Source organism: Fervidobacterium pennivorans DSM 9078 (assembly GCF_000235405.2).
Lineage (GTDB): Bacteria > Thermotogota > Thermotogae > Thermotogales > Fervidobacteriaceae > Fervidobacterium > Fervidobacterium pennivorans.
Window position 1 is genome coordinate 1271873 of record NC_017095.1, and the last position, 26124, is coordinate 1297996.

Below are 26124 nucleotides of genomic sequence, written 5' to 3' on the forward strand. Positions count from 1 at the left end.
GTATGTTATGTTTGAGCTTCGTCGAAGTTTTGTTGCTATGCTTTTTTTGCTGATAGTAGCTATGGTGGTACTTACGGGTTGCGTTAAGATTGATTCAGAAGACACAGATGGCATATTTGTGAAAGTTATTGTAAGGTCCACAGAAAACGAGGAAGTCGAAAAGGTTTCGCCAGGACTAAGTGCATATAGCAATATTATCGAAAACATAGTTATCACTGTGGAAAACGAGCAGGGCGAAGTTGTCTATCAATCTGTTGAAAGTGATTTGTCCAAGACCGATTTTCAAGTTAGCCTTCCAGGATACGGTACCTACAAGTTCACCGTTGAAGCTAAGGATTTTGACAAAACAACGTTCATGAGAGCTTCAAATACTGTTTTTGTTGGTTCGCAATCGCAAACGGTAGTACTTTATTATACATACTTTAACCCTTACGGCACGTATTACACCTACTACAAGGCGTACGTTATACCAGTCTACAAATCTCTATATAAGATAATACCCTTTTTTGAATACTCTAACATCAGCTCAAACGGATGGACGCGCGCAACACCTGCACTTTACGAAATAAGGAAAGCATACAGTGGATATCCATCTATAGTTCTAATACACGGCATCGATTCATCGGAAATTTCTGGTTTATGGAGCGACTACAAGAAAGACATTATTAACAAATGGAGTTCGTATGTGCCTAAACAGTATGGTCTGTACTTTTTTGCATATCCAACTTTAGACGTACCATTAGACTTTAGCGCAAGTGTTCTAATCCAGTCGATCAATACTCTCGGAAGTACTTTAAAAACAAAATTTTACTTTTTTGCTCACAGTATGGGTGGATTGGTCTTTAGATACGCACTGCAAAACCCTGTCTTTAGAACTTACGTGGCTAAAGTTATTTTCTCTGGAACACCACACATAGGAAGCCCTCTTGGAAATCTTGTTGTTATGGACAAAAACAAGCTTTCATCAAGGAGTGACTGGGATTTAATAAAGAACGCATTAATACTTGCCAATATGGGTGGTGTTTTCGTCGAAGCTCCAAATTACAGATATTTGGTGTACGGCGTCCAGCATCCAGCAATTCCAACAGGTGTCACGTACAAAACATTTGCTGGTGTTGTTCCTTACTACGACTTAGCAAGCATGATAAATGCTGCATGGTCAAACGGAATAACCAATACTTTAGGACACGCAATAGTAGCTGCTTTGATGGCAAAAGTCTTTGGTTCTGATTTCTCAAAGAGCGACGGTGCTGTTCCTCTACAAAGTGCTAGTGCTCTTGGTAACACGGAAGTTATTAACGGCTTTACTCACTACGACTTAGCAATTAATCCAACGGTTATAAGCAAAGCTATGAAATTCTTTTTCAACGTTACTCTCAGCATACCAGAAGAACAATCTACTAACTAAATAAACTGCCTAATTCTCTAGATAACATCTCCAAAGTAATTTCAAAATTTTAATTGTGCATTACTGTTATTCAATTATTCCACAAGTGGGCCTGCGCCCACTTTTCTTATTGTATGTGCTATAATTTTTGTGCTAGTAATTATCAAGAGGGGAGCTGTAAAATGCATGGATGAAAAGCGTTCCGTCAAATTTTTCAACAAGTTAACACACATTGCGAAAATTATTTTGTTCACGAAAGGAATATTGATCTTGTCCTCGTTCTTCCTTGCTTTCTCAAACTTCTTGCTATTCTTGACTGTAGTTGTGATTCTAAACGTCCCCCTTCTCAGAAAATCAATCTTTGGAAGACTTCCCACAGACACAAAAGAACTTAGAAAATCAAATGTTTTAAGTAATCAGGAAACATACGAGTATTTGCCCGGTCTTTTTCTTGATGTGTTTTACCCTTCTTTCTTTACTGAATCTAAGAAAAGCCAATCTGTAAAAGGTATCGTGCTTTTTGCACACGGCGGAGGCTGGATTAGTGGGTACAGAAGACAACCGAATAACCTTTCTTGGTATAGATACCTTGTCAGCAAGGGGTTCATCGTAGCAACTATAGATTACGAAAGAGGATATAAAGCCGGTATCGAAAAGTTAATTGAAGAGCTGCTTCAAGCAGTTGTTTTTTTAGAAAATCATTTGTCAAGTAAACTTGGGATAAATGAAAAAGTTTCACTAATGGGATTATCGGCAGGTGGTCATCTTGCTTTATTGGCTGCTAGTCGTATCCCCGAAAGGGTTAAAAACGTTGTAGCTTACTATTCACCTTGCGACTTGCTTGATATATGGCATTCTGCTTCTATTTTTGCGAGGTTTGCTGCTGCAACAACGCTAAAGAGATTGCCTACAAGAGCAAGAGATGTGTACGAAAGGTATTCTCCTATCAACAATATAACCGAAAATTATCCACCGACTCTTCTTGTGCATGGTTTGAAGGACTCCGTTGTTCCATATTTTTCTTCCGTGAAAATGTTTAAAACACTCAGAGAAAAAGGACTGGCAGCAAAACTTCTCCTCCATCCAAAAGGTGATCATGGTTTCGAGTTTGTTTTGAGAGACCGAAGGACTGTTGATATAATAGAGAAAACCGCACAGTTTTTGGAGGGAAAGTTATGGTAAGTTTCAATTACACAGGTAAAATCACCGATTTTACACAAGGATATATAATGAAATCGAAGAAGTTTCGTGGTATATACACTCGTTTTCACACACTATACCCTAATCCAGAGAAAGGTACAGAAATCGTCGAATACTATATTTTTGACCCCAAGGAAGAGCCCGTCGGCATATTATTTATTTTGCATGGGCTTGGAACATCCAATATCCCATTTTTACTGTGGATGGCAACACACCTTGCAAATGCTAATGTCAGAGTCGTAATGCCAATTTTGCCGGGAAACTTTACAAGGGTTGCACATGGTTCTGTCAGTGGAAAAGATTTCTTTGATGCAGATGTCGAGAAGGCTACAAAATTTTGGGAACAGGCAGTTGTTGATGTGTTGTCCGTAATTGACCTTTTGAAATCTCAGAACCTGTGGGTCGACAACGCTCATCTATTTGGTTTTTGTCTTGGCGGTATGATATCGGTTATGATAAACGCCATTCGAAACGATTTCAAAAAAACCATCCTAATGACTGTTGGTGGAGAAATGGCAACCCTTATGTGGCATTCACCTACGTTAGCGTATTTTAGAAGAAGTATTGAAAAACTCAAATCAAACGAAAAAACCAGAGGAAAATTAAAACACTTTATCGATGACCAGAAGAAAATAAAGGAGATTTTTGAGGAACAATTAAAAATGTTAAAACAGTTCAAATCAGTTGAAGAAATGCAATCGAGCAATATACACCCCTATCTGAAATTAGACCCCATTGCATACGCTCAGTTTGTGGATAGAGAAAAGATAATCTTTGTGGAAGCACTTTTTGACAAAGCACTTCCGAAAAGAAGTAGGAAGTTGCTATGGGAGGCATTGGGAAAACCAAAGCGGTATATCATACCAAGTGGACACGTCACATGGCTTCCATGTGGCTTCTTTGTTGGACGGTTCATATTACAAAATATGGGAATCAAGGAGTTTAAAAAACAGATGGAACTACTGAAGAAAATAGAACTTGAAGAAAAGAAGTAGGAACCAATCTCTTTTAGAAACCAGGCCAACCAAAATCAAATACTGCACCAAAAGGCAATTCTTGCCAGTTTTTTAAGAGCTTAAATTCTACGGAAATATACTTATCGAATTTTGATTGTGTAACTGTATGTGAGTCAATTATATAGTCTATCGTTCGTTCAAAATCTCCAAAGTTCACTTTTAAATAGTAACCGTCTATAGTTAAAGTACTTGGACGTGCTTGTGGAATTTCAGGGTGAATACTGTCCCAATAACCGCCGTTATCAGTGAGAAATTTTGCCCATATGTTCGCAGACGACATTATAAAGATACGACTAACCGCACTATCAAGGGATGCTTCGACCCTTGAACTGATATCCAAGACTTCCTTCATAACGCCTGCTATCATCAGCGATGCTACAGATGATAAAAGAAGAAGCAAAAGAGCGATAGATATGTTAATGATTCCTTTTTTCATTTTGAATCTCACCACACTTTTTAATCTGGTTACGTACTATTTTACGCCCTGAGGCAAAACAATGAATTTCGTCTTTTCCACTTCTCCCGTGCTCCCAACGATATCCGACCAAGGCATCTTCCATTTAATTTTGAGCTCGATGCCTATTATGTTATCCTTGATTGCTTTAATTTCCGGACTGTTTTTATATGTATTCCAATCACTTCTATTGTCGAATCTTATTTTATTTGTGTTTCCACCTTGGTCATAAACTAAATAAGCCTCAACATACTCTACGTTTTCTAAAAGTGTCACAGGAAAGTAATTAGTTGTCAAATCGAGTGCAGGCATAAACCTTGTCATAACGAATCTCTTTTCAGAAGCTCTGTATTCAATTCTTACTTGTCTAAATGAACGGGTAACGTATCCATTGTTAAAAACTGCATTCTTAAACCTTGAAATAGGATAAACAAAGTTGTCGGTAGGTAAAAGGTCAAGCTCTACTGATTGAACCGCAAGGTTAATTTCTTTTAAAGTGAAACGGTCAGAAGGGCTAACGTTTCCACCGCTGAATGGTTGACCATTTAGATAATATCTCAGCTTTGCATACCTTGGTTGGTATCCATCACTTGATGGCGAGAGTGCAGTTGTTAATATAGCCCATCCAGCAGGTCCTAAGTAACCACTTTGGAGAGGTGAGTAAGTTCCATCTGAATTTCGCTTGAGTGTCACCGGATATGTAATCACATAAGTTACGTAAATTATGAAACCATCATTCGTCTTTTCAATGTCTATACTGTCATTGAGCCAAAGATGGTCGGTAATATCCCGGTATATCGTCCCAGGTCTAGTGTAACTCCCAGCATTTCCAGGTGTAAATACGGGTCTAAGAAGTTGCAAATTCTTATTACTTTGATTCACAAACAACGTTGACCCACTACCAGCCCATTTCAGTTCACCTTCTATTACATCGAAAAGAAAATTGACATAACTGTTCGCGTAAAGCGAATACAAAGTGGATTTTGAAACCCTATAAGACCTCAAAGTCATATCCATAACCAACGTAAGTATGGCAAAGAATATGGAAATCACTATCAAGCTTATTAGAACTTCTACAAAAGTGTAACCAAATCGCTTTCTCATAGCAGTTCCTCCAAGTATCGAGAAGATTTTCTACTTTTCAATCAACTTTGGGTAAGAATCCTGTATGACTACCCGAACCGATTTGTCACCATATGAAAATTCAAAGGTACAATTTGAGTAAGTCAGGTCAAACGTAGAATCTGAGAGATATTTAACAAAAAGACCGTCTATTGTATACAGGTCTTGTATTTTGCTAACCTCCATGCTGTTAAATTTGAAAACCACGCCTTCGTAATCTTTAGTATTCAACTCGAAAGAAGATATATACTTTCCATCGTCTGGAATACCGTTAAAATCGTTGTCAATAAACGCATAGAATGTTTTGTTTTCATATTTTATACAAACCACAGAGTTTCCAATGAACCCTTCTCTTCGAGCATCGGAAAGCAAGAAAAAAAGCTTTTGAGAAAGAGAAGTAAGTTTCGCTTCTACAGGAAGATTTTGTGCCATTTTAGAGATAACCGGCGTGGAGATTCCCATTATAATAGCGATGAGCAAAATAGCGATGAGCGTTTCAACAAGTGTATATCCAGTTCGTAAAGATATTCTCACTGTTTTGGCACCACCTTTGTCTCCACATAACGACCTTTGGAATCAGTTACTCTAACCACCACAACAACAATATTCGAGAGTCCGGAGAAATTTAAGGTAACAGGTTCTCCATCGGGTGACATGGTGAACTTACTGGAGTAATTGGCGATAGTTTTTGTCACGTTCACAGTGAACTCCTTACCGTGGTATATAACCTTTCGAGTTCCACTAGCAATTTGAAGTACATTCATAGTAAGAATTTTCTCACACTCGTTCAAAAGCACGTCTGAAAGTTCCACTAGTGCTTGGTTTTCGTAAGACTTTTTAAGAAGGTTATATGAACTCACCATAGCAATGCCAACGGAGAACATTATAATTACCAAAGCAATCAAAGCTTCAACAAGTAGCGAACCTTTTCTCACAACACCACCTCATTCAGGAAAAACTATATCTCCGTAGCTTAAAGAATCGTTTACCAAGTACTTTTCAACCATCTAAATCCTTTAATTTCAACTGTCGCGGGCTTTGTCCATATTCTGTACACCACACTTTTCAGATGCGGTGCTGTGTTTTGGTTGTCAGGGTATAATACTATCAGAATTTGCGGATCCGGTGATGGAGTTGAGAGTACAACACGCGCCTTGAATGACCCGTTAAATGGAACTGGTTTTGGATCCATGGGTAACCATTCTTTTGTATTGGGATCTATCTTATTTGGGTCAAGCATAAGCGGAAAATTTTTTGGGTCTATTATCGTCGGGTCTTTAATAGCACCTTTGGAGTATCTTATTTCAAATTTTCCTGAACCGTCGTTTGTAAACGACACCTCTACCTCTATTGCATAAACAAAATAGTACTGCAAAACACTTCTTGGAATACCTCTAGTTATAGTACCATCAGGCAATTTGAAGTTCACTAAGTTTGTAAGGTAATCACTTAAGAGAATACCAGGTTCCGTAACATACTGCTGTACAGTTTTTGTAATCACTTTATAGAAGTTACCTGAGTGGTTTCCATCGGCTGCAACAAAGTCGGGTATTCCATCGTTGTCAAGGTCACCAATTGCGCCAGCATCAAAATCGTACGGTGGTTTGTTTTCCGACGAATAACTACCTTTAACAAGTTCGAGACTAGTAAACTTCGGTTTCCCAGTTGTATCACGACTCGTGCCTTTGAACAAGTATATCGAACCTCCAAAGTTTTTTCCCTGACGCCATGCATCAGTTCCAACAAAGATATCTGGCTTCCCATCTCTGTCTAAGTCCGTTACCTTTACTATCGTTGGTCCAAATGATGGCAGATACTTTGGACTCTTTGAGTTTGGAATAGTTATATCTACACTTGCTTCTGTTCCAAGGTCTCCATCAAGATTGACTATAGCAACCTTCTTTGTTGGGTTATATTTTATCTCATTATTAACAAGTTCGCCATAGTATATGAATATACCTCTTTTGTCAGTATTACCTGCAACAATGTCTGGAACACCATCACCGTTCAAATCTCCTATATCCAGAACAGCTCCTCCGTTGGATGCAGTTGTGCCTATGTCCGGGTCTGAAAACAGCAAAGTAATCTTCGAAGTATCGAAAAATCTGCTGTTTCCTCGTGTTGGGTCGTTCTTCCAAAACCATATTCTTCCACTCATGTCCGCGTAAATTATGTCTTTGTATCCGTCTTTGTCAAAGTCGTAACTTGCCATTGCACTGACTGTCCAATTTGTCAGGAACTTTGAATCTTTATTAATACGAGTTATCGCTATATTTTTACCCTTATCTTGAATTGTTGGTTTCGGGGTTATCACATCGTTGATAAATGCAGCTTGATACTTTGCATTGTACAAGAACAAGTCAAGTTTACCGTCGTTATTAAAATCATCCACCACCATTGTCCCGTCACCAGCTATGTAACTGTAGCTTGAATTTCCTATAACATATGATGTAACATCCTGGAAGTCAAGAGTTCCGATGTTTGGCATCGTATTTCGTTTCACAACCAACATACCACCGTATGTTACAGCAACTATGTCTGAATATCCGTTCCTGTCAAAATCCACAGCATGTGTTTGAGACACGTCCCTGAAGGGACCCGCTCCTGGGTCCGCCTGGACAGTTTGGATTTTGTAAGCGTTAACAGCAACAACGTTACTACCTATAACACGAACGGAAATGTTCCTTGCATAGACAGCTCCAAAAGCACTTTCCGGTTTAGATTGGTCGTAATTAGAGATTGGAAAAGTGCTTGATACAAAGTTTGGCCTACTCCAATCAATATTCATCGAATCTGCAGCGTAAACTTTTAGGACCAACAAAAGTAAGAATGTCAACAAGCAGCAAAGGTTAACAACAAACTTTCTCATTTATACCACCTCTTTTGATTTCAAAAATCCCCCGCAATCTCAAGCGGGGGATTACCATGAACAAAAGTATAATAATCACTCTGTTAGCCAAGCGTATATAAGTTTTGTGTATATACGTATGTATTTCTTAAACGATTCCAAAGACCAACATTCATCAGGCTGGTGCATGTGTGTATCTTCTCCTGGGAAAACCGCACCGTAAGCTACACCGTATGGAACGCTTCTTGCATATGTACCTCCACCGATTGAAATAGGTTCGGACATATCTTGAGTTTCTTCACGGTATATCTTCAATAGCAATCTCATAAAGTCACTGTCTTTTGACACATAAAGAGGTTTGCTGTAACTTGTTCGTTCTACTTCAAATCCTTTCATAGCTTCTTTGATTTGCATTGTTATCATATCCACATTGAAGAATATCGGATGCCTAATGTTTATAACCGCAGTTATCGTATCGTTCTCAAGCTTTAGAATCCCAAGGTTGCACGTAAGTTTTTTACTCACATCATCTTGACCAGATATGCCAAGACCTATACCGTAGTAATCTTTTCCAAGGCGTTCGTATAACGTTCTAATTGTTTCATTCTCCGGACCAAAACCAATTCTAGAAAGTAATTCAAGCATACCTGAAGCCGCATTAATTCCAGCTTCTGGATGAGCACCGTGTGCAGACTTGCCAAGTGATTTAATTGTGATTCTGTTACCATCAACTTTGTATTCGTATTTGCACTTTCCTATGTAATTAGACACTAAATATGCAATTTCGTTCAACTTATCAGACTCAATAATTGCAATACATTCTTCTGGTACAACATTCGCTGCTGTTCCCGCCTTGAGTTCAACAAGCTTTGTGGAGTAGTCTTTAGTGATAGTTCTTTTTATAGTGTAAGTAACTATACCTTTTTCTGCAAAAACTGCAGGAAAATCTCCATCCGGTGTCACTGCCGCATCCGGATAAGGTTCTTTCGTAAAGTAATACTTCAAACACTGCGAACCATTTTCTTCGTTTGTACCAAATATAACACGCACCCTATTTTTCGGTTTATCGACCAATTCTGAGGCTATCTTTAACGCAAAAAGTGCTCCTATGCTAGGTCCTTTATCGTCAGAAACACCTCTTCCGTACATCTTGCCATCTCTAATCACCAATTCAAACGGATTGCTTGTCCACCTCTCTATATCACCTTCGGGAACAACATCTAAATGTCCAAGTACAGCGTAAAGTTTTCCACCTTCGCCGTATTCAACATGTCCTGCGTAGTTATCAACGTTCACACTCCTAAATCCAAGTTCTTCCGCTATCTTCAGGGTTTCATGTAAGGCTTTTGCTGGTCCCTCACCAAAAGGCATCCCATCTTTTGGTTCACCCATGACAGATTTAATCGCTATAACCTTTTTAAGAGCTTCTAAGATTTCATCAAAATACTTATCAACCTTTTCGTTGATGATTTTGTTGATGTCTGACATAACTGATACCCCTTTCTATTTTTTTATTCATCAATATTTTACCATAAACATGAAAAACTTTACACTAAGGATTTCCATTGCTTCGGTTTTTAGTAGAGTTTCTTATTATTAATTCAACAGGCAAGATTATCTGCGAAATGGAACCAGTTTCAATATTCTTTATCAAACTCTTGAACGCTTCTCTTCCCAATCGGATTTTATCTGTAGCTACCGTGGTTAGCGGAGGCTCTATTATTGACGAAAAGCTGATGTCATCGAAGCCAACAACGGAAAGTTCTTCAGGAATTTTAAGTCCATGCTCTTTTAATAGTTTGATAACTGCATAGGCAAAGATGTCGTTATAACAGATTATCGCATCATACTTAAAATCTTTTTTCGTCTTCTGGAGAAACATTTGGAAAGTTTCGTAAGCATTTTCGAAACCTTCATTTGAGTATATGACTCCGAACTCAACTTTGTTTTCCAAGGTTAGTTCATACTCATTTAGAGCTTTTCTCATCCCCTGTTCCCTAACTCTTGCTGCGTATTTGTATTTCTGAGCATTCAAAAAGAGAACATTTTTATGTCCAGTGTCTAAAAGGTATTTCATCGCTATGTATCCGCCACGTTCGTCGTCACTGCATACGTAGTTTGTAGGTATATTTTCAAATCTTGCCCCAATTACAACATTTGGAATTCCCTGATGGACTAATCTGAGAATATCGTCTATCCTTGTTTGCACTGCTGTTATAATTAAACCATCAACACGTCTTTGCAACAAAGTGTTTATAGCTTTTTCTTCATTTTCATAGTTTCGATCAGTATTCACAAGCAATATTGTATAGCCATAGTTTCGAGCCTCGAGTTCAATTCCCTTTATTACTTCCGCATAGAAAGGATTGGTGTTGTCGACAACAACAACACCTATTAGATGTGTTTTCCTTGTTCTTAATGCACTGGCTGTACAATCTCTTGTGTATCCAAGCTCAGCTGCAACTCGGAGAATTTTTTCCTTGGTCTCCTTTTTTACGTATCCGCGCCCACTTAGTGCACGCGAAACAGTGTTGATGGAGAATCCTGAAGCATCAGCAACATCTTTTATTGTTGCAAACTTTTTTCTTTTCACCATTATTTAAAGTTTTCCTCCTCAATTTTCTGAACTTCTTTATACGCATTCTTCAAAAATTCTTGGCGCCATTCTGGAAAACCTTCTGTAAAAGAAGAGTCAAGCCATTTATCCACAATATCACATGCTTGTTCAGGAGCAATAACCCAACCACCCATTGTAAGCACATTTGCGTTATTTACAACTTTTGCCATCTTTCCTGTGTAGCTACCTTCAACGGCAACCGCGTATATACCTTTGAATTTATTAGCAACTATCGACATACCTGCACCTGTTCCGCATATCAATATCCCTCTCTCGTATTCTCCCGACTGAATCTTTTTCGCAACACGCGGTGCAACAACATAGTAAGGAAGCCAATTTTCTGGGTCCAAAGTTCCCACGTCTTCTACTTCGTATCCTTTCTCTTGAAGGTACCTTTTCACCGCTTCTTTTAAAGTGAAACCTGATTTATCAGAACCAATAACTATCCTTTTATCAGCCATACTGCATTCCCCCTTCTCTTTATTCTATATCAATTTATAATTTTGATAATAATCCCTGTATGGAACTTTATTTATTGGAGAAAGCTCGAGCCAATTCATGACTTCTATGAATTCGTTGTCCCAGACACCTTTAACAACAGGGAAGTGATGTTCTACCTTTCTGACGAGCAATGTATTCATTAAGTCGAGGGCATTGATTTCTTGCCCAAAGTATTTGAGTTTTCCCAACCACCCTCTGCTACCAAAGTAATCTGGTTTGCTTTCATCGTTTATAAATTCACCGGTCATCACGAAATATTCAGACAAGTTATTTCCAATCCTCGCTATGGTCGCTGACATCTCTGAAAACTTCATACTCGCCACCGGTGCCATTTCTAACCATCCTTTACCTTCTACGTAAGGTCCAGGGTTAAAATGTCTTTCTAAGATGGGCTGACCTTTGGAGTAATATTTGCTACCAATGCCGCAGTGCCACAAGAAGATGCTGTTATCGGACATATCGAAACTGGATAAGTCCATTAAGATTGCCGGATAATTAGATATGTACTCGAGTATTTTCATACTTAGCAAGCTGACGATATCACCTTCACAGACAGTTGTAGTTCCTTCATCAGAGAGAAACGCGTAGGCTCCGCAAGGTACCATGCCCAACTCGCTTCTGAATCTTGGCCAACAACTTATCGCAAGACCATCATAGTTACCTTTCTGAGCAAGTTCTCTAACTGCACAGACAAGCCTTGCCATTTTCTCTATAAAACCTTCAGCGAATTTATCAGCAATAAAGTATTTTTCGCGGATTTCTCTTTCAATTTCTCTAACCTTACTCTCACTTTGTTCAAAGAACAGCTTCTTTAAATCTCCGAACTCTATTTCGTCAACTGAAACACCAAATTTAGACATTAAAAGTCTTGGATCGTAAAACAAGTTATCAAACCCGGGTGCTCGTCCACCAACTAACGCATAGTTTGAACCTTTCACATTGACTATGGCTCTCAATGCTCTTATTGTTACTTCAAACCTTCTTTTGAAAAGTTCGTCTTCAACAAATCCATAGAACCATTTTGCATCTTTACCAAGGTAAGGTAAGAACCTATCTATAATACTCATGTTTAGATTCATATTACAGAACGAATTAAGTGGCAAAGGACCGGAAGCAGTTATCTCCGGTACAGCCCACAGACCAAGGTAAGCTTTAGTTTGAGCCAAGATTTGTATCAGATACCCAGAAGAAAAAGATGTAGACTGGACAAGGAGAAAATCAATTTTTTGGTCTTCCATTTCTTTAAGTGCTTGGATAGCGTCATTTTTAGTCACAACAAAACTTTCTCTCCAATAGAATTCAAAATCAAGCTCTTGAGACAATTTTCTCAAACCCTCGACGCTTTTGTTGTAAACCTCTTGCTTGTTTCCTCTGTAATTCAGCTGAATAAGTCCAACAAGTCCTACTCTGAGTTTCCGTTTCATGCTGCTTCTCATTCCACGCCACCTGCCTTCTCAAAAATATCTTTCCAGCGAGAACTCAACCTGTAAAACACGGGCGGATAACCTATCGGGGTTTCTATTTCGTAGATACCTCCTGAGTACTTTTTACCACTCCACAAATGTATCCATTCATCGTCTGGTAAAAACACTTTTTTTACGTTTTGACCACTTTCTACAACGGGGGCTACCAATAAATCTTCTCCAAAAAGATATTGATACTTCAACTCTTCGACATTATCAACCTTGTACTTTAGGTTTAGAGGCATTATTATCGGCTTTCCTTTACAGGTGTACTCTTCAACGAGATGCTTTATATATGGTTTCAAAGCATAATGCACTTTGCTCATCCGTGCAAAGTGCTCCAACGTCTCTTCATCTGAGTCGAACTGCCAGTTCTCATCTGGCCAATTACCTTCATGTGTTCTCATAACTGGTGTGAATGTCGCCTGCTCAGCCCATCTCATAAATAATTCTTTCGTTCGTTTTGTCACAACTATGTCAGGTACGTTTTTTGCTAACGTTGTGTATCCACCTATATCAGAATGAGTGAGTCCTATTCCTGACATTGTCATAGAGAGTGCTGCAACAATAACGGAGGGTAATCCATCATCCCTCGACCAATTCACAAGCTGGTCTCCATGCCAGAAAAGTGTTGAGTACTTAGCACTGTAAAGATTTCCCGCCCTCATGAAAAACACAACTTCGCCTTTTTTTCCAGCTTCTTGGACCACTTCTGCGTTTATTTTTGCCCACTCCACGGGATACCTGTTGTGGTATAGCTCTGCCTGTGTTCCATCGTACAAAACAGCGTCTGTTGGTAGGTATTCTCCAAAGTCAGCCATCCAACCAGAAAGTCCAATACCTATCATATTTGATTTGATGACGTTCTTTATCCATTCCCTGGCTTCTGGGTTTGTGAAATCGACAAGTGCCGCTGGGAAGGTTGTAACTACAACGTGGTACTCTTCACCGTTGTTCTTTTTAACAAGATATCCCTTTTGTGAAGCTTCTTTGTAGAGCGAGCCCTCCAAAGCAAGGAATGTGTTTATATACCCAAGCGTCCTTATTCCCATACTTTTGAGTTGATTTATCATTCCAGGCAAATCTGGATACATGCTCTCATCATAGACCCAGTTCCACATCAACTGTTTTCCGAAAGTTGTAATACGTTTGCCTTCCCAATCTTGGATCCAAAGCCCAGTTATTTTCAAACCTTTTTCAAGTGCATTCATAATTTTTGGCATGACCACATCTCGCCCGCCCTGAAGCCCCAGAATTACTCCATTGTATATCCATTCAGGAAGCGGGTTTGGAAGACCGATATTTTTGGAAAGTTTTATTACCGTGTCAATAAGCGACTCTCCAACGCCAAATTCTATCTTCTGCGGTATTTCGTGTATTTCAAGCTCATGGAAATCTCTGTGCGAGAAATCGAATTCACTGTAAGCATAACTATGCACTATTGCGTAGTAATTTTTACTTGAAACAAACGTTGGTTGAGGAAAGTAGGTGGTGTACCAATCTCCTCCTGCATCATCTTTGAAGTTCGCAAAATGGGTTATGATTTCCCTCTTATTCCTTCCAACGCCCTGCTCTGAAACCCACAACGGAACTCTTTTTGAACGCAAGTTTAAATAAGAGTATTGTTCACCGCATCCGTATATTTCCTCATTTTCGGACGCAGGTATGTAAATCCAAAATCTGTTTAATTGTTCTGAATGTGATAGTATTTCAATATTCAGCGCGTCCATGCTAATATTGAATCTACATTTCAGTTCTTCACCGCTATGGGAATAGAAGAGTATTTCATAACTTTCTGACGTTTTCGATATCACTTTGAACTCTCTCAGCGGTATCTTAATTTTGTAGTATTTTGAAATGTTAAAATTCCCATGCGACATTTCGTATGTATTTTCACCATAACCCACTGCAAACATAGGAAAATCCTTCTTATGCATCAATTCAAAACTTCCCAGCTTTAATCTAATTGATTTATCGTTAATCTCTATCATTGTTACCACCTCTTTGGGCTATAAAGGCCACATAACCTTACTTTTCCAAAAACTTTTTAGCTTCACTGTAAATATCCTTTGCCGTCATCTTGTATTTCTCAAGCAGAAAGTCCGTTAATCCGACCTCACCAAAGTGGTCCCTTACACCTATCCTCACAACAGGAACTGGATAGTGCTCGGTTACTACTTCACAGACCGCACTCCCCCATCCGTTGAGTATGCTGTGGTTTTCAGCAACAACTATCTTCCCAGTTTCCTTTGCCGCTTTGATAATGGTCTCCTCATCAACAGGTTTAAGTGTATGCATATTCAACAATCTCACGCTGATTCCCTCATCTTCAAGCATGTGTGTAGCAATTATAGCCTGGCCTACCATCAACCCAGAAGCAATTATAGTTACATCCTTTCCATCTTTCATCGTGTATATCTTCCCAATTTCGAATTTTTCATTGCCAGAGAAGAACCTATCCTTTCTTCGTCTGTAAAGCCTTGTATAAACTGGTCGTTCATGATAGATGATTTGCTTAAACAACGCTCTGAGTTGAATAGCATCAGCAGGTTCAACTATGACCATATTAGGCAGATTTCTCATTATACCAGCATCTTCAAAGCTCATATGTGTACCGCCGTTGAGTTCTGCTGTAACACCTGGATCCGTTCCCATTATTTTCACAGGTAATCCCGCGTAAGCTATGGATATTGTTATTTGGTCGTACGCGCGCCTGGTTGCAAATGGGGTAAAACTGTGAGCAATTGGAATAAGTCCCATATTTGCAAGTCCTGCAGCTATACCCATCATATTTGCCTCTGCTACTCCAACATCGATAAATCTCTCGGGAAACTTTTCTTTGAATTTCAGCGTGCTATCCGACCTTGCTAAGTCCGCGTTTAACACAACAATGCGGTCATCCTGTTCTGCCAAATTAAGCAACAGCTCACCGTATATATCTCTAATTTCCCTATCATCTTGCGTTGGCAAAGGCAATAGTTTCTTTGTATTGCTCATTGCACATCAGCTCCTTCAATTTCTTCGATTTCTTTTCTGAGGTTATCTATCGCAATTTTTAATTCCTCTTTCTTGATAGGCATATTGTGGGATGTCACTTTACCTTCCGCAAAGAAAGCCCCTTTACCTTTGATTGTGTGCAATATTATCATCGTTGGTTTTTCATCTTGCGACATGCCTTCACGGATAGCATTGTATATCTGCTGTACATCGTGGCCATCAATTTCTATCACATGCCAATTAAACGCTCTCCATTTATCTGCAAGTGGTTCAAGGTTATTAACTTCGTGAATGTACCCGTCTATCTGCATTTTGTTGTAATCGGTAAAAGCAATTAAGTTATTCAGTTTATTATGTGAAGCAAACATCGCTGCTTCCCAGATTTGACCTTCTTGAGATTCCCCGTCACCTATAAGAGCAAAGACACGTATGTTCATCTTCCTGATTCTCGCCCCAAGTGCCATGCCAACGGCAGCTGATAAACCTTGTCCGAGTGAGCCAGCGGTCATATCAACACCTGGAGTTTTTAACCTGTCGCAATGACTTGGAAGATTCGTATTAGGTTTGTTCAACGTGTATATCCATTCGTATGGAAAGTATCCAAGGTCCGCTAATACAGCGTAGAGCGCAGGTCCAGCATGCCCTTTCGACAGGACAAATCTGTCCCGTTCGTCCCATTTAGGGTTCTTGGGGTCTATTCTCATAACCTTGTAGTAGAGCACCGCCAAAGCTTCAGCTATGGATAGGGAACCTCCGACATGCCCTACTCCAAGATGACCTATCATTTCAAGGGTAATAATTCTTATTTGCGTTGCTTTCTTTTTCAAGAAAGTAACTTCTTCCGGTGTCAAATCTGGTAGTTTGCCATTCAAAATTAATCCCTCCTCATCAGATGCTGAAATAATGCTATCAATATATCTCTTTTAAGATTCTTAGCACATCATCATAACTTGGTTTCCCTGGTGTCAGATTTATTATGTTCGCTTCCATGGAAACCTTAGCTATTTCTTCAAGCTCATTCTCTTTTACACCATAGTCACGAAGTCTGCGTGAAAACCCCGAATACTCCATTAATTGCTCCACTTTCTTGGCAAGTTCTTCCACATCTTTCAATCCAAGATAACTTGCAAAATCATCCATTTTCTTGGAAACAAATTTGTAAGTCCACCTAATCAAACTTGGTAGTGTCAGTGCACACGCAAGCCCATGCTCCACGTTGTAAAAGCTTGTTATTGGAAAGCTAATAGCATGTGCTGCTGTTGTTCTTGTTTGACTAAATGCCACACCCGCTATTGTCGCTGCCACAGCCATTTCATCCCTTGCCCATTCTTCACCATCGATAGAAGCTTCGAAACTTTCCAGTATCATTTTCGCTGCTCTCAAAGCAAGTCCTTCAGTGTAAGGTTGCGTACTAATAGCCCAGTAGCTTTCAACTGCATGTGTAAGCGCATCGAGCCCTGTTGTAGCTGCAATTCTCCTTGGCATCGAATAAGTCAAGATAGGGTCTATCAAAGCAACATCCGCCCAAAATGTTGGACTTGTCATCGGTCTCTTTATCCCATTCAGTGTGTAAACTCCAACATTTGTCACTTCACTGCCTGTTCCTGACGTCGTTGGCACAAGCATCAGTGGTAATCTTCTGTCAAACCTTTTCTTTCCTTCAATATAATCACTTAGTTTCCCTTCGCTCACTAACAGAGAGCTTATCGCTTTTGCAGTATCAAGTGTGCTCCCTCCACCGATACCTATCACACCATCAAATTTAGGAGCGCCTTTTGAATACTCATACACACTCTCGATAATCTCATCAATCATTTCGCACGGTGGGTTGGGAACGATTTTATCGTAAATAAAAACTGATTTGTACTTTTCCATAGCCCTTTTAAAATATTCGCTTGTGCTAACAAATGGGTCACATATAACAAGTACTTGCGAAACACCAAAGATATCCCTTGAGTTTTCTAATTCACCCTTTCCGTATACAATTCTGACAGGATTAAATATTTGGAATTTCTCGGTTTCTAACATATTTATCACCTCCTCGCTTGCCTTCTTTGTTTGATAAACTGATTGTTCATGGTCAACAAGAACGCACCCACGAGTATCACCACGACACCTATTAATTGTTTACCAGTAATGGACTCTCCAAAAAAAGACATCACAATCAGCACATACACCGGCATGAATAAAAGCGAGGTTCTCACAAGCCACACGGGGAAAAGTCTTAGATTTCTGTAATAAACCACGTATATCAAGTACTGAAACATACCGGCAGAAATAAGTCCCAACGTAGGTATATTAATGCCCAATAGTCTAAAGTTATCAATCACCTCGTGTAGTAGTGACTTCAATGAAAAAAGTGAAAAAAACACTAGTGTGAAGAGATTGTTGTAAAACGCAATAACAAAATCTGTTCCAGGGTTTCTTTTATCTTCTTGAACACTCCGAATAACAAATGCGTTCAAACTTATGAAAAACGCGCTCAGTAAGAAAAATACATCTCCTTGACTAAGCTTTAGTAAGTTTTGAGCATTTGATACGAGACCTACACCAAGGAGCATAAACACCATCGCAATTATATCCAGCAATCCTGGGATTTCTCCAAAAAACAGAGAGATAAAAGCCGAGAAGAGTACGTCCGTTCTCAACAGCACCGCACCTTTCGAAGCCGTTGAATACTTAAAACCCAAGAATGCGGTAATATCCAAAGCAAAACCAAGTAGACCTATTAAGAGAAGTCTCAAAAAAATATATCTTACCTTCAATAATTCACCATTTCTCCTCAGTATTGCTCCCACCAAGAGCATAAAAAAGAGCACAAAAGTACGTATGAATATACCATTGAAGATTACACTAAATGCGGATAAGGATATTTTAGTTGCTACATAATAAGTTCCCCATACAACGACTAGTGTTAAGAGGTTTACTGCCTTTATAATCACACTCTCCCTTTCCATCTCCAGCAAAATTGTTCAAACAAAGTAATTGTCAAATTAACTCTCTTTCTAATTCCCTCAAAGTATTTTCATCTACATTTGCACCCTGACGTTTGGCATTCAGAATTTCTATCAGTTTTTTATGAACTTCTGGTTTGAGCGGGTATCTTATTGCACAATAGATACCCACCAACAGTAACAAGATTGGTCCAACGAAAACTATTAAACGTATTGCCAACACAACACTCTCTGGTTGTTTTGGAATCTCGTTACCCTTCGGGTTTATGTATCCTACTGCACCAAGTATCAAAAGAATTAAAGCTTGAACAAGCGCTGATGAAACTTTTCGAAGGAACGTTGCAAGCGAAGAAATACTTCCTTCCCTTCTTTCAGAATATTTCAACTCAGCAACATCGGTAACATCTCCAAGAATCGTATGTGGCATAACAGCGACTGCAGAAACACCTGCACCTATCAGTGCTGCAACGGCCAACAACAGTTGTGATGGCCAATCTGGTCTGAAAAAGAATGTGATCGCGGCACCTACCATCCATACCAAAGCACCAACAATATACGCAAAATTCTTACTTTTTTTCCTCGCAATAGTTGCATAAACTGGCACGAAGATGATTTCGGTTATAAGTAAAACCCCCAGAACAGCGGAAACAAAGTAAGGTCTTCCGATGTAGTATTTCATGTAGTACGGGAAGATAACAGAAACGGTGTCAATCGCCAGATACGCAAAAAGGAACATGCCAAGATAAAGCCTGAATGTCTTTATTTTGAGTGGTTCTATAATCAATTCTTTAAAATTCAGTTTGGTTGTTGCAGGGTTGAAGTTCTTTTCTTTTGTAAATGCAAAAACCCCAAGATATGGCAGTGCAAAAAACGTTCCAAAGATGATTGACATCGTTAAGTAACCCTTCTTTGGGTCGCCCATACTTTTCACTATCATCATCGGTAAAACCGCGCAAAGGAGTGATGATAGTAGAGAGAACATTAGCCTCAAAGAATTTATTGCAGTTCTTTCGTTGTAGTCTAGAGTAATTTCCGCACTCATTGCGGTGTAAGGTATCAAAACCATTGTTACAACCGTGTTGAGGAACATATATGAAAAGAGGGCGTATAAAAATCTTGCAAATGTACTCTCAAACGATACCGGATACCAAACCATAACAAACGATAGGAATATAAATGGTACACCAAACAAAAAATACGGTCTGCGCCTACCCCATCTTGATTTTGTTCTGTCACTTATGTAACCCATTATTGGATCTGTTATAGCATCCCATATCTTACCAACCAAGAAAATGATGGAGGCATAAGCTGGAGGAATCTTAACAACATCGGTCAAAAAAATCGCGTAGAAGAAGTTGATGATGTTAAATACTCCTCCACCGTAAACATCACCCAATCCGAAGAAGAACTTCGTTATAAACGGCACCTTTTCGTTCCCATTCACATGGTTATCGCCCTTAACTTCTATACTCATCCCTTAATCCCCCCTGATATAAGACCTTTTATAATGTATCTTTGCAAGCTCAGAGTTATAACAAACACCGGTATGAGCATAATAGTACCCGCAGCTGTCAGCTGTCCCCACCTTGGAGCATATTGTCCAAGAAAACCATTCACAGCAACAGGTGCAGTTCTTGCGTTCACAGATGTCAAAATCAGAGCATACAAAAATTCGTTCCAGGACATCAAAAATGCAAACACACTTGCTACCACAAGTCCCGGAGAAACGAGTGGAAAGAAAACTCTCCAAAAAATCTGCTTTTCCGTAGCACCATCTACTCTTGCCGCTTCTTCATAATCTCGAGGCACAGCAGCAAAAAAAGGTAGAAGTAACCATATGACATACGGTATGTTAAAACTGACGTGAGCCAAGATTATGCCTGTCAATGTGTCTCTCAGTCTTAAATAGTTAAACATAACGTAAAGTGGTATAACAAGCGATATTTGTGGAATCATTCTGAAACCAAGAAAAGTATATGCTATTGCTTCTTTGAACTTAAATACGTACCTTGTAAGTCCATAAGATGCCATCGCACCAACGATGATAGAAATCATCGTTGAGCTTGCACCAACAACAAGACTGTTCTTCAAACTATTTAAAAAGTCACTGTTTGAAAGTACCTCTTTGTAGCTTTGAAGTGTTGGTTTAAAGTAAAAAGGTCCACGAGCCCAAATATCAATGTCCCTTTTAAACCCACTGGTAATAACGACTATTATAGGCATCAATTCAACTATTAAAACGGTCAATGAAACAATAAAAATAAGAGATGAAATGACTGTTTTCGTTCTTTTTCTCGCTCTTCTCCTTCCATCTGTTCTCATCCACGCTCACCTTCAAACTGAATATTCCGTCGCACGATAAAGAAAGATATTGTTAGCGCAAGAACAAGCAAAACAACACCCATCGCAGCAGCATATCCTATGTTGAAAAATTCAAATGCTTGCTTATTGATATAAAGTGACAGCAACATCGTCGCGTTTCCAGGTCCTCCGCCGGTCATAACGTAAACTTCGGAAAATATCCTCAGTGCATCGACCAACCTAAGTAAAAATGCTGTCGCTATAGTTGACCTAAGCTGAGGCAAGATAATTTTAAACACCCTGGTCCAAAACCGAGCGCCATCGATTTCTGCGGCTTCAATAATTTCCCTTGGTAGTCCAGTCAGTCCAGCATATATGAACATAAACATAAATGGCCACATACGCCAGACATCCTGAACCACCACCATTCCATAAGCAAAATCAGGTTCCGCAAGCCACGCCTTTACACCAAAACCAAGTTTTTCCAAAATGAAGCTTATGATACCGTATTCTGGTTGTAACATCAAACGCCAAGTTAAACCGGAAATAACAGGAAGAATAAAAACAGGGAGCAAAAGTAACGACCTAACCAAAGTATAGAATTTCCCGTCTCGGTTCAGCAGTAGCGCCACGAAAAAGCCTATAATCGTTTCTATTGGTAGTGCAATGACAACAAAACCAAACTGAAGCCAAAGCGAATGCAAAAATTCTTTATCTTTAAACAGCCGAATAAAATTCCCAAACCCTATAAACTTTCTTTCCGCGGTGTGAAACAGGTTCCAGTCAAATGTTGACATGTAAATGGAATATATCACCGGAAATACAAGAATAGCAAAAACTATTACCAAGGCAGGAATGATGAAGAACCAATGGGGGCTTGAGCCCCCACTTTTCTTGGTCTTACTACTTACCAACAAGCTCGTTGAGCTCATCTTTCATCTTCCTCACAGCTTCTTCTGCCGTCATCTTTCCGCTTATTGCCGCCAGCCAATAGTTCCTGATTATCTGGGAAGCTTCGGGATATTTTGTAAACCTTGGTCTGGCGACAGCATTCTTCATAGAATCAAAAATAGCCTTAAACCAAGGTCTTTCCTTGTTGTAATTCGGGTTGAGCAGTAAATCGGACCTGGCCGGAGTGAAACCTTTTGGGATGAGTTTTTGCCCTGTTTGATATGAAGCCCACCAGTAAGCAAACTCTGCCGCCGCTTCTTTGTTCTTCGAGGCGATTGGCATAGCTAATACCCAGCACCCTCTAATGGCTGCTCCTTTTACTGGACCAACTGGCGGTGCTGAGTAGATAATCTTACCTGCGACAAGTGAGTTGTTTGGATCTTCATGTTGTGGAACAAGCGCTGGCCATTGGAACATCGTAAATACCTTCCCTTGATTAAATGCGGCAATCCTTTCTGAGTGCCCCATGTCAAGTGCACCCGGAGGTGAGAACTTTAAAAGTTCTTTGTAGAAATTAATCGCTTCGACTGCTTTCTTTTCATCGAGAGAAACAACAACTTTGCCTCCTTGTACAGTCAAAGGACTTGTACCAAATGATTCAAACATGAATATCGCTTCTGCTGTTGAACCTTCTGTCTGTTTTGTGAACGGTGCGAATCCATAAATACCTTTGGAATAGAAGAACTCTGCCATGTCTTTTAGTTCCTTGAACGTTTTTGGTACACCAAGGTCGTATCCATACTTTGATTTGAACTCAGTTCTGTACTTTGGATCATTGATTAAATCTTTCCTTGTCATCCAGATATAAACGTTTGCGTTAATAGGCATACCTACGAAGACCCCTGCCCACTGTGCTGCTTCGAAAGCGTTCGGTGCAAAGACATTGAGATTCGGCTTTTTGTAAACTTTACCCAGTGCCCACTGCTCAAATGGTAACATGAGGTGTGCGAGGGCTGGTATGAACGGTTCATCCACAGTTACCAAATCATAGTCTGTTTTGTCCAAACCAACGCTTACTCCAATCTTTTGCAGTAAGTTACCCGACGGAACCAACTCGAGGACAACTTTTATACCTGTTGCTTTTTCAAAATCAGATATACCTGTCTTGAGAGCCTGAGTCAGCGCGTCGTCCCACGCAAGAACTTTGATCGTTGTGTTGTAAGGTGCCGCAAGAACAACCGCCAAAAGACCTACTAGAAACAGTGCTAAAAATACCCTTTTCATCTACATCACCCCCTTGGAAGGTTCATAGCTTAAAACTTGTAACCGAAACTTCTTTATCTTTAGGATAATATAATCTAATGTGGTAACGTTATCATATATTAATTTAACCACAAAGTTGCTATCAAACAAAAGCCAGATAGGCCTAGAAAATGTAGAAAAATCCCGTCTCTGATGCAAGAATGATAGCCAAATGTCTGTTTTTTTTCAAGTTACTTTAAATTTTGCCTCTCTGTGGTAACGTTATCATATTTATAAAAAATAAAGGTGGCCCGAAAAACTTAGCCACCTTACAAAATTCGGAAGTTCAAAAGATTGTTGATATTAAATTTCCCTAATCATATTTCTATAGATCCCCGGATAAGAACCTTCAATCTCTATTGCATTCACGGTTTTTCTATAATACTCAATCGGACCGGGGTCTCCTATAATGGCATAAGCGTATCCGACGTTGAACATATCGTGCAAACAAGCCAACAAAAGAGCCTTTCCTATCCCTTTTCCCCTGTATTCTTCATCAACACCTGTCGGTCCGAAAAATCCACGTACTGTAGCATCATAGCAAGCAAATCCAACAATTTTGTTCGTCTTCTCATCTATAGCTATGAACGATGAAATTGGTTTGTTTGAAAAAGTCATATCAGTTTCGCTTGCCCAATGATTGCCAAATTTCGACCTGACCCATTCAACAACAAAGTATTTTTCTGGACCAATTGGACGTTTGATAATAATCCCATTTTTCCTAGCTTCTTCTAACGCGCTATTAAGCTCGGGTAACTCATACAACTTTACTAACATGTCACCCATACGTTCACCCCCAGATAAGAGGTCAGATTAAGTCCATGAGTATTTTGGCAAAAAGTATTGCAAGAACCCCAAGCATCACAGGTTTGATAATCTTTGCACCTTTTTTCAATGCAAGTCCCGAACCGAGCCAGTTGCCCGCAATCCCGAAGACGGCTGCAGGCAGTCCTATGGAATACAAAACCTTTTTACCAACGATGAAAGTAAGAAGTGCACCTATGTTTGAAGCCAAATTGACTATCTTAGCTGTTCCAGATGCACTCACATGATCTAAGGACAAAAAACTCACATAGAGTATTATCAAAAATGTACCAGTTCCTGGTCCAAAGAAGCCATCGTATGTGCCTATAGTTAAACCTATCAAACCAGAAACTACAACAGCACGTGTCTTTGAGATGTTTTCCACTTCCAATGTTCTTTCTTTCCTCGGATTTGCCAAAAGGACAATTAAAGCTGCCAGAGGTATTAAGAAGGCTAAAACCAATTTTAAGATGTTATCGCTCAATACAAGTGCCAACCTAGCACCTATATGTGATCCAATAAGCGACCCAACGACTGAAGGAACAGCAATAAGGTAAACTATCGCCCTTCCTTTCGCATACCTGAGCGTGCTGAAAATTGTTCCTATCGTTGATGAAAGTTTGTTTGTAGCCAGTGCGTTATGACTTGGCAAACCTACGAACAAATAAGCAGGAAGTGAGATAAGACCTCCACCCCCAGCTATTGAGTCAACGAATCCTGCTAAGAAAATTAATGGATAAAGTATAATTAAGTCTTGAAAAGTTATGTCCATTTTAATCACTCACTTTTCTGCTAGATGAATACACTATAGTGCCGGAATTTTCACTATCTTTTCCAATAACCACCCTATTAGATACGCAACTACTGCCGAAAGCCCACCAACAAACAACATCTCAAAGCCGCCTTTGTACCACTTTACGCCAGTAACAACCTGACGCAGTGCACCCACGAAAAATAACGTCGCCGCAGTTATTAAACATGATGCCAAAAACTGATTTTGTGCTAACAATTGAGATTGAGAAGCGAAGATGTACGCTATCAACGGCATGAAACCTGCGATGACAAACGATAAAAATGTTATAATCGCACTTTTAAGAGGATTTGTATCATCTTCGAAGATCCCAAGTTCCTCGTGTAACATCGTATCTACCCATATTTCTTTATTACTTGTAATTGCCTCAACAAGATGTTCTAATTTTTCGCCAGTTAGTCCTTTTCTCTTGTAAATCTCTCTAACTTCTAATTTTTCAGCTTCGGGCAAATGTTCAATCTCCCACAGCTCCCGTTCTTTTTCGGATTTTATGTAGTCTTTCTCCGATTTCTCCGATAGGTAGTCCCCAATCGCCATAGAAATACCGTCGGCAAATAGATTTGCTAAACCGACAATGATAGCAATCTTAGGACTCAAGTTTGCTCCAGCTATTCCAGATATTGCGGCAAATGTTGTTACTATACCATCACTTGCACCGTAAACAGCTTGACCTATGTATTTTCCCTGCTCAGTCTTGTGCCAAGGTTCTTTTCCTATTTCATCAGGTGAATGTAGCTTTTTGTGAGTTTCTAAATCCCCCTTCTTAAAAGCTTCACTGGCAAGCCTTGGTCTTGACTTCGGTGTGAGCTTTGAGAACAGCCATCTGAACACTTCTCTATGCCCCCCTTCTGGAAGTTTACATAATTTCATTATACCATATATGCATACTCTGGTATCTAAAAAACAGTGTATTAACTTACCTCGTAGTTACTAGATACAAAATGTTAACCTTTTCTTTTCATTGAAACCTATTCAAAACCACTTGACAAAAATTTTTTCTTTGGTATTATTGGTAACGGTCACTGATTGAAGAGCCGAAATTGTGCGGAAAAACACGAAAAAATAAAGGGAACGCCCCCATCGTCTAGCGGTCTAGGACACTGGCCTTTCAAGCCAGCGGCACGGGTTCGAATCCCGTTGGGGGCGCCAGTTTTTAAAACAGGTTGGGTGCGTAGCTCAGAGGGAGAGCGTCTGCCTTACGAGCAGAAGGTCGTAGGTTCAAGTCCTGCCGCACCCACCAAGCGGAAAAAATAAATTGAAACGATTATATAAAAACTTAATGGTGGCCAGGTAGCTCAGTTGGTAGAGCAGTGGACTGAAAATCCACGTGTCGACGGTTCGATTCCGTCCCTGGCCACCAGTTTTTTTATATACACATGAAAATGCGAAAATCATGTGTTGAATAACTGGAAAGTTTTGGTATAATCGAAATTAGACCTACAAATGTATGAAAAGG

Annotated in this window: 24 protein-coding genes and 3 tRNA genes; 6 read left to right on the forward strand and 21 right to left on the reverse strand. The window is 39.6% G+C overall.

Annotated features, from left to right (window positions below; all coding sequences use genetic code 11):
- Window positions 1–7 precede the first annotated feature (7 nt).
- The 3 genes from FERPE_RS05965 (at window position 8) to FERPE_RS05975 (ending at window position 3582) form a co-directional block, all read left to right on the forward strand.
- Window positions 8–1408 carry an esterase/lipase family protein gene (locus tag FERPE_RS05965; RefSeq protein WP_014451747.1) on the forward strand — a complete coding sequence of 467 codons (1401 nt, stop codon included), beginning with the start codon at window positions 8–10 and terminating at the stop codon, window positions 1406–1408.
- 165 nt (window positions 1409–1573) lie between these two features.
- Complete coding sequence (locus FERPE_RS05970) at window positions 1574–2569, forward strand: alpha/beta hydrolase family protein (protein ID WP_014451748.1); 996 nt, start codon at window positions 1574–1576, stop codon at window positions 2567–2569.
- Complete coding sequence (locus FERPE_RS05975; RefSeq protein ID WP_014451749.1) at window positions 2563–3582, forward strand: alpha/beta hydrolase; 1020 nt, start codon at window positions 2563–2565, stop codon at window positions 3580–3582. The genes FERPE_RS05970 and FERPE_RS05975 overlap by 7 nt, the downstream gene beginning before the upstream one ends.
- A gap of 13 nt (window positions 3583–3595) precedes the next feature.
- Here the strand turns inward: FERPE_RS05975 and FERPE_RS05980 are convergent, their stop codons facing one another.
- The 21 genes from FERPE_RS05980 to FERPE_RS06080 all read right to left on the reverse strand — a co-directional run bounded on the left by FERPE_RS05980 (window position 3596) and on the right by FERPE_RS06080 (window position 25499).
- A complete protein-coding gene (locus tag FERPE_RS05980) occupies window positions 3596–4039 on the reverse strand; it encodes a hypothetical protein (protein ID WP_014451750.1) in 444 nt (147 codons plus the stop codon).
- Window positions 4040–4075: 36 nt separating this feature from the next.
- Window positions 4076–5161 carry a prepilin-type N-terminal cleavage/methylation domain-containing protein gene (locus tag FERPE_RS05985; protein WP_014451751.1) on the reverse strand — a complete coding sequence of 362 codons (1086 nt, stop codon included), beginning with the start codon at window positions 5159–5161 and terminating at the stop codon, window positions 4076–4078.
- Between the two features lie 30 nt (window positions 5162–5191).
- Window positions 5192–5713 carry a prepilin-type N-terminal cleavage/methylation domain-containing protein gene (locus tag FERPE_RS05990; RefSeq protein WP_014451752.1) on the reverse strand — a complete coding sequence of 174 codons (522 nt, stop codon included), beginning with the start codon at window positions 5711–5713 and terminating at the stop codon, window positions 5192–5194.
- On the reverse strand, window positions 5710–6114 hold the full coding sequence (locus FERPE_RS05995; protein ID WP_014451753.1) for a hypothetical protein: 405 nt from the start codon (window positions 6112–6114) through the stop codon (window positions 5710–5712). The genes FERPE_RS05990 and FERPE_RS05995 overlap by 4 nt, the downstream gene beginning before the upstream one ends.
- 50 nt (window positions 6115–6164) lie before the next feature.
- Window positions 6165–8048: an FG-GAP repeat domain-containing protein gene (locus tag FERPE_RS06000; RefSeq protein ID WP_014451754.1), complete on the reverse strand. Its 1884-nt coding sequence runs from the start codon at window positions 8046–8048 to the stop codon at window positions 6165–6167.
- A gap of 75 nt (window positions 8049–8123) precedes the next feature.
- Complete coding sequence (gene pepV / locus FERPE_RS06005; protein WP_014451755.1) at window positions 8124–9515, reverse strand: dipeptidase PepV; 1392 nt, start codon at window positions 9513–9515, stop codon at window positions 8124–8126.
- Window positions 9516–9579: 64 nt separating this feature from the next.
- On the reverse strand, window positions 9580–10623 hold the full coding sequence (locus FERPE_RS06010; RefSeq protein WP_014451756.1) for a LacI family DNA-binding transcriptional regulator: 1044 nt from the start codon (window positions 10621–10623) through the stop codon (window positions 9580–9582).
- Window positions 10623–11105: an RpiB/LacA/LacB family sugar-phosphate isomerase gene (locus FERPE_RS06015; RefSeq protein ID WP_014451757.1), complete on the reverse strand. Its 483-nt coding sequence runs from the start codon at window positions 11103–11105 to the stop codon at window positions 10623–10625. Before FERPE_RS06015 ends, FERPE_RS06010 begins: the two co-directional genes overlap by 1 nt.
- A 24-nt stretch (window positions 11106–11129) precedes the next feature.
- Complete coding sequence (locus FERPE_RS06020) at window positions 11130–12581, reverse strand: hypothetical protein (protein WP_014451758.1); 1452 nt, start codon at window positions 12579–12581, stop codon at window positions 11130–11132.
- The gene (locus FERPE_RS06025; protein WP_014451759.1) at window positions 12578–14599 is read right to left on the reverse strand and encodes an alpha-glucosidase; all 2022 of its coding nucleotides are present in this window, start codon (window positions 14597–14599) and stop codon (window positions 12578–12580) included. The genes FERPE_RS06020 and FERPE_RS06025 overlap by 4 nt, the downstream gene beginning before the upstream one ends.
- A 37-nt stretch (window positions 14600–14636) precedes the next feature.
- Complete coding sequence (locus FERPE_RS06030; RefSeq protein ID WP_014451760.1) at window positions 14637–15605, reverse strand: transketolase family protein; 969 nt, start codon at window positions 15603–15605, stop codon at window positions 14637–14639.
- The gene (locus FERPE_RS06035) at window positions 15602–16477 is read right to left on the reverse strand and encodes a transketolase (RefSeq protein ID WP_014451761.1); all 876 of its coding nucleotides are present in this window, start codon (window positions 16475–16477) and stop codon (window positions 15602–15604) included. The genes FERPE_RS06030 and FERPE_RS06035 overlap by 4 nt, the downstream gene beginning before the upstream one ends.
- A gap of 37 nt (window positions 16478–16514) precedes the next feature.
- Entirely contained in the window at window positions 16515–17633 is a 1119-nt protein-coding gene (locus FERPE_RS06040; RefSeq protein ID WP_014451762.1) for an iron-containing alcohol dehydrogenase family protein, read from the reverse strand.
- A gap of 5 nt (window positions 17634–17638) precedes the next feature.
- Entirely contained in the window at window positions 17639–18562 is a 924-nt protein-coding gene (locus FERPE_RS06045) for a DMT family transporter (RefSeq protein WP_155804113.1), read from the reverse strand.
- A gap of 31 nt (window positions 18563–18593) precedes the next feature.
- Window positions 18594–20033, reverse strand: coding sequence for an MFS transporter (locus FERPE_RS06050; protein WP_014451764.1), 1440 nt, complete (start codon window positions 20031–20033; stop codon window positions 18594–18596).
- Complete coding sequence (locus tag FERPE_RS06055; RefSeq protein ID WP_014451765.1) at window positions 20030–20881, reverse strand: carbohydrate ABC transporter permease; 852 nt, start codon at window positions 20879–20881, stop codon at window positions 20030–20032. Before FERPE_RS06055 ends, FERPE_RS06050 begins: the two co-directional genes overlap by 4 nt.
- Window positions 20878–21792: a carbohydrate ABC transporter permease gene (locus FERPE_RS06060; protein ID WP_014451766.1), complete on the reverse strand. Its 915-nt coding sequence runs from the start codon at window positions 21790–21792 to the stop codon at window positions 20878–20880. The genes FERPE_RS06055 and FERPE_RS06060 overlap by 4 nt, the downstream gene beginning before the upstream one ends.
- Entirely contained in the window at window positions 21764–23035 is a 1272-nt protein-coding gene (locus tag FERPE_RS06065) for an extracellular solute-binding protein (protein WP_014451767.1), read from the reverse strand. The genes FERPE_RS06060 and FERPE_RS06065 overlap by 29 nt, the downstream gene beginning before the upstream one ends.
- Before the next feature lie 321 nt (window positions 23036–23356).
- Window positions 23357–23839, reverse strand: a complete 483-nt coding sequence (locus tag FERPE_RS06070) for a GNAT family N-acetyltransferase (RefSeq protein WP_014451768.1) — start codon at window positions 23837–23839, stop codon at window positions 23357–23359.
- 22 nt (window positions 23840–23861) lie between these two features.
- Window positions 23862–24629, reverse strand: coding sequence for a TSUP family transporter (locus FERPE_RS06075; RefSeq protein ID WP_014451769.1), 768 nt, complete (start codon window positions 24627–24629; stop codon window positions 23862–23864).
- 33 nt (window positions 24630–24662) lie between these two features.
- Entirely contained in the window at window positions 24663–25499 is an 837-nt protein-coding gene (locus tag FERPE_RS06080; RefSeq protein ID WP_014451770.1) for a VIT1/CCC1 transporter family protein, read from the reverse strand.
- Between the two features lie 242 nt (window positions 25500–25741).
- Here FERPE_RS06080 and FERPE_RS06085 point away from each other — a divergent pair.
- From FERPE_RS06085 to FERPE_RS06095, 3 genes are all read left to right on the forward strand, one after another.
- Window positions 25742–25817: transfer RNA gene (locus tag FERPE_RS06085), tRNA-Glu, on the forward strand.
- 16 nt (window positions 25818–25833) lie between these two features.
- A tRNA-Val gene (locus FERPE_RS06090) sits at window positions 25834–25908 on the forward strand.
- Window positions 25909–25952: 44 nt separating this feature from the next.
- Window positions 25953–26028: transfer RNA gene (locus tag FERPE_RS06095), tRNA-Phe, on the forward strand.
- Window positions 26029–26124 lie beyond the last annotated feature (96 nt).

Bases quoted from the DNA above. Each gene is read 5' to 3' on its own strand.
- FERPE_RS06070 (WP_014451768.1), bottom strand. From the start codon at position 23,839: ATGGGTGACATGTTAGTAAAGTTGTATGAGTTACCCGAGCTTAATAGC.
- FERPE_RS06000 (WP_014451754.1), bottom strand. From the start codon at position 8,048: ATGAGAAAGTTTGTTGTTAACCTTTGCTGCTTGTTGACATTCTTACTT.
- FERPE_RS06065 (WP_014451767.1), bottom strand. From the start codon at position 23,035: ATGAAAAGGGTATTTTTAGCACTGTTTCTAGTAGGTCTTTTGGCGGTT.
- FERPE_RS06010 (WP_014451756.1), bottom strand. From the start codon at position 10,623: ATGGTGAAAAGAAAAAAGTTTGCAACAATAAAAGATGTTGCTGATGCT.
- FERPE_RS06045 (WP_155804113.1), bottom strand. From the start codon at position 18,562: ATGGAAAGGGAGAGTGTGATTATAAAGGCAGTAAACCTCTTAACACTA.
- FERPE_RS06075 (WP_014451769.1), bottom strand. From the start codon at position 24,629: ATGGACATAACTTTTCAAGACTTAATTATACTTTATCCATTAATTTTC.
- FERPE_RS06015 (WP_014451757.1), bottom strand. From the start codon at position 11,105: ATGGCTGATAAAAGGATAGTTATTGGTTCTGATAAATCAGGTTTCACT.
- FERPE_RS05985 (WP_014451751.1), bottom strand. From the start codon at position 5,161: ATGAGAAAGCGATTTGGTTACACTTTTGTAGAAGTTCTAATAAGCTTG.
- FERPE_RS06060 (WP_014451766.1), bottom strand. From the start codon at position 21,792: ATGAGCTCAACGAGCTTGTTGGTAAGTAGTAAGACCAAGAAAAGTGGG.
- pepV (WP_014451755.1), bottom strand. From the start codon at position 9,515: ATGTCAGACATCAACAAAATCATCAACGAAAAGGTTGATAAGTATTTT.
- FERPE_RS05980 (WP_014451750.1), bottom strand. From the start codon at position 4,039: ATGAAAAAAGGAATCATTAACATATCTATCGCTCTTTTGCTTCTTCTT.
- FERPE_RS05970 (WP_014451748.1), top strand. From the start codon at position 1,574: ATGGATGAAAAGCGTTCCGTCAAATTTTTCAACAAGTTAACACACATT.
- FERPE_RS06050 (WP_014451764.1), bottom strand. From the start codon at position 20,033: ATGAGTATAGAAGTTAAGGGCGATAACCATGTGAATGGGAACGAAAAG.
- FERPE_RS05975 (WP_014451749.1), top strand. From the start codon at position 2,563: ATGGTAAGTTTCAATTACACAGGTAAAATCACCGATTTTACACAAGGA.
- FERPE_RS06055 (WP_014451765.1), bottom strand. From the start codon at position 20,881: ATGAGAACAGATGGAAGGAGAAGAGCGAGAAAAAGAACGAAAACAGTC.
- FERPE_RS06020 (WP_014451758.1), bottom strand. From the start codon at position 12,581: ATGAGAAGCAGCATGAAACGGAAACTCAGAGTAGGACTTGTTGGACTT.
- FERPE_RS06030 (WP_014451760.1), bottom strand. From the start codon at position 15,605: ATGAGCAATACAAAGAAACTATTGCCTTTGCCAACGCAAGATGATAGG.
- FERPE_RS06025 (WP_014451759.1), bottom strand. From the start codon at position 14,599: ATGATAGAGATTAACGATAAATCAATTAGATTAAAGCTGGGAAGTTTT.
- FERPE_RS05965 (WP_014451747.1), top strand. From the start codon at position 8: ATGTTTGAGCTTCGTCGAAGTTTTGTTGCTATGCTTTTTTTGCTGATA.
- FERPE_RS06040 (WP_014451762.1), bottom strand. From the start codon at position 17,633: ATGTTAGAAACCGAGAAATTCCAAATATTTAATCCTGTCAGAATTGTA.